Genomic DNA, 6314 nt, shown 5'->3' on the forward strand with positions numbered 1-6314 from the left:
CATATGAAATCAACGTTTTCCCAGCTGGCCTGCGTCGCAGCCATCAGCGCCATGTTGGTGATTGCACCCGCGCATGCCGGCGATGGCTTGAATCGTTCGGAGGTCAGCACCCTGATGACCTCGGTTGGCGCGTCGATGTTGGTGTCCGCACCATTGCTACTGGTGGCATCGGTGGCCGACAAGTCCTCTGCGGCTTCGTCGCGTTCCGGTGATCGTCAGGCCCGCCGCGTCAGCGCCGGCCCGCTGCCGGACATGAAGGTCGAAGCGATCACCCAGGACGCCGATGGCGGCCGCAGCATTGCGCTGGCCGATCCACTGGATGCGGCCAACACCGCATCGCTGCATTGGCCGCAACGCGAGGACAACCCGGCATCCAATTTCGTGCTCGGTCAGACCGTTGCGTTCACGCCGAGCCCGCAAGGTGCGGGTTGGATGGTGCGGGCGGAAGACGGTGCGGTGCTTACATTTGTGCCGGCGATTGAAGCTGCGTCGGTGAGTCATAGCGGGAAGCTTTGAGGCTGCAGTGCTTTGAAGCTTCAGATCGTAGAGATGTCTGATGCATCCCTTCTCCCGCCTGCGGGAGAAGGTGCCCGAAGGGCGGATGAGGGCGCTTTGGCTTTGGCTTTGGCGTTGATCTTTTGAAGCTCAAACGCAAGCAAAACCAACCGCACAAGCAAAAGCGGCCCTCACCCCAACCCCTCTCCCGTGAACGGGAGAGGGGCTCAATCAGCTTGATTGCTGGCAATGTGCACTCCTGCCGCCGTTGACATCCGTCTCAGCCACACCAGCTACAATGCCCGCCGGCCTGCCCTCGCGGCCCGGCCCCTTCCCTCCATTATCGATGCAGTGCCTGGCGGCGCTGCCTGTGCCCGTTCATGTCCTCACATCCGTCCATCCGCTTCGCCCCGCTTACCCCCACCTCACTCCTGCTGGCCGTGCTGGCAATGGGTGCCGTGGTGCTGGGCTCGAATGTGCTGGTGCAGTACCCGATCAATGACTGGCTCACCTGGGGTGCCTTCAGCTATCCGATCGCGTTCCTGGTCAGCAACCTGATCAATCGTCGTTTCGGCCCGCAGGCGGCACGCCGTGTGGCCTGGGCCGGCTTTGCGGTGGCGGTGGTGTTGTCGGTGTGGATCGCCACACCGCGGATCGCGGTGGCGTCCTGCTCGGCCTTCATCGTCGCGCAGTTGCTGGACATCACCGTGTTCGACCGGCTGCGTGCGGGCAACTGGTGGCGTGCGCCGATGGTGGCCACCACCTGCAGCGCCACCGTGGATACCGCGATCTTCTGGTCAATCGCCTTTGCCGGCTCGCAGTTGCCGTGGGTCAGCTGGGCCGCAGGCGATCTGGCGGTGAAGCTGGCCATCGGCGTGTGCCTGCTGGCACCGTTCCGCGCACTGCTGTGGAAGATGGCGCCGCTGCGCGGCACTACCCGCTGAGCACAGCAGCCCGGTACCAAACCGGGCTGCTGTCCAACATCACTCCGCGCGCTTGCCCGGTTCGAACGGCAGGCCCTGCGCGATTGCAGCGGCACTGATCGCTGTACATGCCGCTTCGATCTCTGGCGTCGGGATGGCAATACGTGGACGTCGGTCCAGGGTGCAGCTCAAGCCCGCATCAAGCAGCGTTGCATGCGCATCATGCAAGGCCAGCGCGGTGTCGTCTGGCAACCACCCTGCTGCTGCCAACACTGAAATCAACAACGGGGTATCCCTGGGCGCACACAGTGCACGATCGTGCTGAGCCTGCGACAGCACGCCGGTCTGCAGCACGAACTCCAGATCGACCAGGCCGCCTGCGCCCTGCTTCAGGTCCAGCCGCCCGGCATCACTGCGGTCCAGTTCGGCACGCATGCGTGCACGCATCTTCAGCACATCACCGAACAAGGTCTCGTGCTCACGCGCGCGGCTCAAGGTGTCGGCGCGTACCTGTTCGAAGTCGGACAGCAGCGATGCATCGCCGGCAACGCCACGTGCGCGTACCAGCGCCTGGTGCTCCCAGGTCCAGGCGCGCTCGCGCTGGTATTCGGTATAGCTGGCCAACGAGGACACCAGCGCGCCCTTGCCGCCATCCGGGCGCAGGCGCACATCGATGTCGTACAGGCGTCCGGCGGCGGTCACCGCTCCGAGCAAGGCCATCACCTTCTGCGCCAGGCGCGCGAACCAGCGGCCACTGTCCAAGGGACGGGGGCCGTCGCTGCCTTCGCTGCCAGCAGGGCTGTCGTACAGAAACACCAAGTCCAGGTCCGAACCGAAGCCCAGTTCGACGCCACCCAGGCTGCCGTAGCCGATGATCGCAAAGCGCCCATCCGGCACTTCGCCGTGTGCCTGCAGCATGTCCGCATGTGCCATCTGCAGCACCGTCACCACTACCGCATCGGCCAGCTGCGCCAGTTGCTGCGTACAGTCCACCGCTCGCTGGCGGCCGTCGTGGAAGGCCAAAGCCATACGGAAGCTCAGCGCGAGCCGCACTTCATTGAGTGCGCGCAGCGCAGCTTCCGGGTCATCGATCTGCAAGGCGCTGGCGCAGGCTTCCTGCATTTCCTGCGCGCCGGGCATCGGCCCTGCCACACGCGTATCCAGCAATTCGTCCAGCAGCAGCGGGAACGCAACCAACCGCTCGGACAACAGCGCGCTGCGTGCCAGCACGTTGACCAACCGCGTCAAGGCACTGGGTTGTTCATCCAGTAGCGCCAGATAGCTGGTGCGGCGCAGGATGGCTTGCAGCAGACCGAGCACGCGACGCAGCGCCGCATCAGGTTGTGGTGAGCGCGTAGCCGCATGCAGCAGCGCAGGCAGCACCCGATCCAAGCGCGCGCGGGCGCTGTCAGACAGCGACTTCACCCCCAGCGACTGAGCGAACTCGCGCAGTGATTGATCAGCACCATTGGCATCGGCGAAGCCGGCCTCGGCCAGCACCTCGGCGCTGCCGCCACCGGGCAATACCCGCCAATAGCTGGACAACACATCCGGCGCAGCCTGGCCTTGGCGAGGCGCCAGCAGTGCACCGAATTCAAGGCTTACGCGCTCGCGCTGTACGTTCAACGCTTCGAGCAAGGCTTCCCAATCGGCATAGCCGAGGCCGAGCGCGATACGAGCGCGGTCCAGCGCGTCATTGGGCAAGCAATGCGTCTGCGCGTCGCGCAGCATCTGCAGGCGGTTCTCGACGCGGCGCAGGAAGCGGTACGCCTGGATCAGGTCATCGCCATCGCTGGCAGCCATCTGCCCGCCTTCAACCAGCGCGCGCAGCGCAGGCAGCAGCCGTCGTTCGCGCAGTGCCGGTTCGCGGCCGCCACGGATGAGCTGCAGCGCCTGGGCCAGGAATTCGATCTCGCGGATGCCGCCGGGGCCGCGTTTGATGTCGTCCAGCCTATCCTTGCGCGCAACTTCAGCAGTGATCGCCGCCTTCATCTCGCGCAGGCCATCGAGCGCGGTGAAATCCAGGTAACGGCGGTAGACGAAGGGCCGCAGCGTCTCCAGCCAGGCCTCGCCGGCGGCGATGTCGCCTGCAACCGCGCGCGCCTTGATCCAGGCATAGCGCTCCCAGTCACGGCCTTCGCGCTGGAAGTACTGATCCATGCCGGCGAACGACAGGGCAACGCGACCAGCGGTGCCGAACGGACGCAGGCGCAGGTCGACGCGGTGACTGAAGCCCTCGGCGGTAGTCTCGTCCAGCAGCCGCGCCAGCCGCTGGCCGAGCCGGGCGAAATATTCCTCGGCGGCGAGCGGGCGGGTGCCATCGGACTCGCCGTTGTGCGGATAGGCGTAGACCAGATCGATATCGGACGAAAAATTCAGTTCGCCGCCGCCGAGCTTGCCCAGCCCGAATACCACCAGCCGCTGCGCGCTGCCATCGGCATCGCGGACCACGCCGTGGCGGCTGGCGAACTCCTGCTCCAGCGCCTCCAGGCCCAGCTGCAGGCATTCCTCGGCCAGGCGGGTGGCACCAGCCAGGGTAGCGTCGACATCATCGAGTTCGAGCAGATCGCGCCAGATCAGACGGGTCGAGGCCGCAGCGCGGTAGCGACGCAGCTGGGTTGGCCAGGCCGTGGGTTGCAGCGGGTCCAGTACGGGCAGCGGCACGAGGGCTGGATCGGCCTCAGCCAGCAACTGCAGCAGCTCCGGCTGCCGGCACAGGGTATCGATGGCGAAATCGCTGGCAACCGCCAGTTGCCGCAAACCAGCCTCGAAGGCCTCTGATGACGGCCATTGCGCCGGATCGGGAGCGGCCAGCTTGAGCCGGGCCAAGGCCCGTTCGATTACCGGTTGAACAGATTCAGGTGCTGCGGGGGCGATTTGGTTCATGCCGCGATTCTGGCATCTGCGGCCCAGAAGTCGCCATCTCCGGCGATCAGGCAATAAAAAAGCCCGCTGACAGCGAACTGTCAGCGGGCCTTGCTCCCTCCCCCACGTCGGGATGCAGGGCGATCCTGCCGGGTGCGCAAACAACTTGCACGCTGCACTGCAAAACAATACCGGGGAGTACAAGAGCAGCAAATCCGTAATGACCATTCCACCAAGGTCCAACCCCCCTGTTCACGCCGAAGGGCGATAATCGGGCATCCCCCCAACAAACCGTAGTCGTCATGTCTGTCGAACGCATCTTGGACCCGCGCCTGCGCGACCGCATCGTTTCCGCCGAACAAGCCGCGGCCTTCATCCAGCCCGGCGAAACCGTGGCCATGAGTGGCTTCACCGGTTCCGGCTATCCCAAGGCGGTGCCGTTGGCACTGGCGCAGCGCATTGAAGAGGTGCACGCCGCCGGCCAGCCGTTCAAGATCAAGCTGATGACCGGCGCGTCCACCGCACCGGAGCTGGATGGCGCGTTGGCCAAGGCCGATGCCATCGCCATGCGCATGCCGTTCCAGACCGACCCGGATGCACGCAAGCGCATCAACGAAGGCACGCTGGACTACATCGACATCCATCTTTCCCACGTTGCCCAGCATGTGTGGTTTGGCTTCTACGGTGAGATCGATACCGCGGTGATCGAAGTCTCGGCCATCCATGCAGACGGTTCGCTGGTGCCCTCCACCTCGGTCGGCAACAACAAGACCTGGCTGGACCTGGCCAAGAAAGTGATCATCGAGGTCAACGAGTGGCAGCCCGCGGATATCGAGGGCATGCATGACATCTACTACGGCACCGCGCTGCCGCCGCACCGCAAGCCGATCCCGCTGATCCACGCCAACGATCGCATCGGCCAGGCCACGCTCAGCGTGGACCCGGACAAGATCGTGGCGGTGGTGCGCACCAATGGACCGGACCGCAACAGCCCGTTCAAGCCGATCGATGAGGACAGCCGCCAGATTGCCGGCTACCTGATCGAATTCCTCAAGCACGAAGTGGCCAAGGGCCGCCTGCCGGCCAACCTGCTGCCACTGCAGTCGGGTGTGGGCAATATTCCAAATGCGGTGCTGGCCGGTCTGGCTGAAAGCGGCCTGCGCGGCCTGACCTCGTTCACCGAGGTGATCCAGGACGGCATGCTGGATCTGCTCAAGTCCGGTGTGCTCGAGTACGCCTCGTGTACTGGCTTCGCGCTGAGCCCGGAGGCGAACGAGGAGTTCAAGCGCAACATCAAGTTCTACCGCGAGCGCATCATCATGCGCACGCAGGAGATCTCCAATCATCCGGAACTGGTGCGCCGCCTCGGCTGCATCGGCATGAACGGCATGATCGAGACCGACCTGTACGGCAACGTCAATTCCACCCATGTAATGGGCAGCCGCATCATGAACGGCATCGGCGGTTCCGGTGACTTCACTCGCAACGGCTTCCTGTCCACCTTCCTGAGCCCGTCGATGGCCAAGGGCGGTTCGATCTCGGCCATCGTGCCGATGGTCAGCCATGTGGACCACACCGAGCACGATGTCTCGATCATCGTCACCGAGCAGGGCCTGGCCGATCTGCGCGGCCTGCCGCCGCGTGCACGTGCGCGCCAGGTGATCGACAACTGTGCGCACCCGGATTACCGCGACCAGCTCAACGATTACTTCGACCGCGCCTGCCGCGACAGCTACGGCAAGCACACGCCGCACCTGTTGCCGGAAGCCCTGTCCTGGCATCAGCGTTATATCGATACCGGCAGCATGAAGGCCTGAAAGCCCCTCCTGTAGTGCCGAGCCATGCTCGGCAAGGGGCTTTACCAGCCGAAAAGCCGCCCTCACCCCAACCCCTCTCCCGCGAGCGGGAGAGGGGCTCAAAGCGTAGTGCCGGGGCGGGGGGGGGCCCGCCCAATAAAAAAACCACGGGGTGGGGCGGGGTTTGTTGTTTTATGTAAACAACGACAAACCACCCACCGCGGGGGGTGGGGGT

At 64.8% G+C, this 6314-nt stretch carries 4 protein-coding genes; 3 read left to right on the forward strand and 1 reads right to left on the reverse strand.

Annotation, left to right across the window (positions count from 1 at the left end; all coding sequences use genetic code 11):
- Positions 1-3 precede the first annotated feature (3 nt).
- Positions 4-516: a hypothetical protein gene (locus ACVOLZ_RS18770; RefSeq protein ID WP_481517444.1), complete on the forward strand. Its 513-nt coding sequence runs from the start codon at positions 4-6 to the stop codon at positions 514-516.
- Positions 517-875: 359 nt separating this feature from the next.
- Positions 876-1439 carry a queuosine precursor transporter gene (locus tag ACVOLZ_RS18775; RefSeq protein WP_481510517.1) on the forward strand — a complete coding sequence of 188 codons (564 nt, stop codon included), beginning with the start codon at positions 876-878 and terminating at the stop codon, positions 1437-1439.
- Between the two features lie 39 nt (positions 1440-1478).
- Here ACVOLZ_RS18775 and glnE read toward each other — a convergent pair whose 3' ends face one another.
- Positions 1479-4304, reverse strand: coding sequence for a bifunctional [glutamate--ammonia ligase]-adenylyl-L-tyrosine phosphorylase/[glutamate--ammonia-ligase] adenylyltransferase (gene glnE, locus ACVOLZ_RS18780; protein ID WP_481517445.1), 2826 nt, complete (start codon positions 4302-4304; stop codon positions 1479-1481).
- Positions 4305-4585: 281 nt separating this feature from the next.
- On the opposite strand from glnE, the gene ACVOLZ_RS18785 reads away from it, so the two are divergent.
- A complete protein-coding gene (locus ACVOLZ_RS18785; protein ID WP_481517446.1) occupies positions 4586-6100 on the forward strand; it encodes an acetyl-CoA hydrolase/transferase family protein in 1515 nt (504 codons plus the stop codon).
- Positions 6101-6314: the final 214 nt, after the last annotated feature.

The sequence above is a fragment of the Stenotrophomonas sp. STEN020 genome (assembly GCF_056760195.1).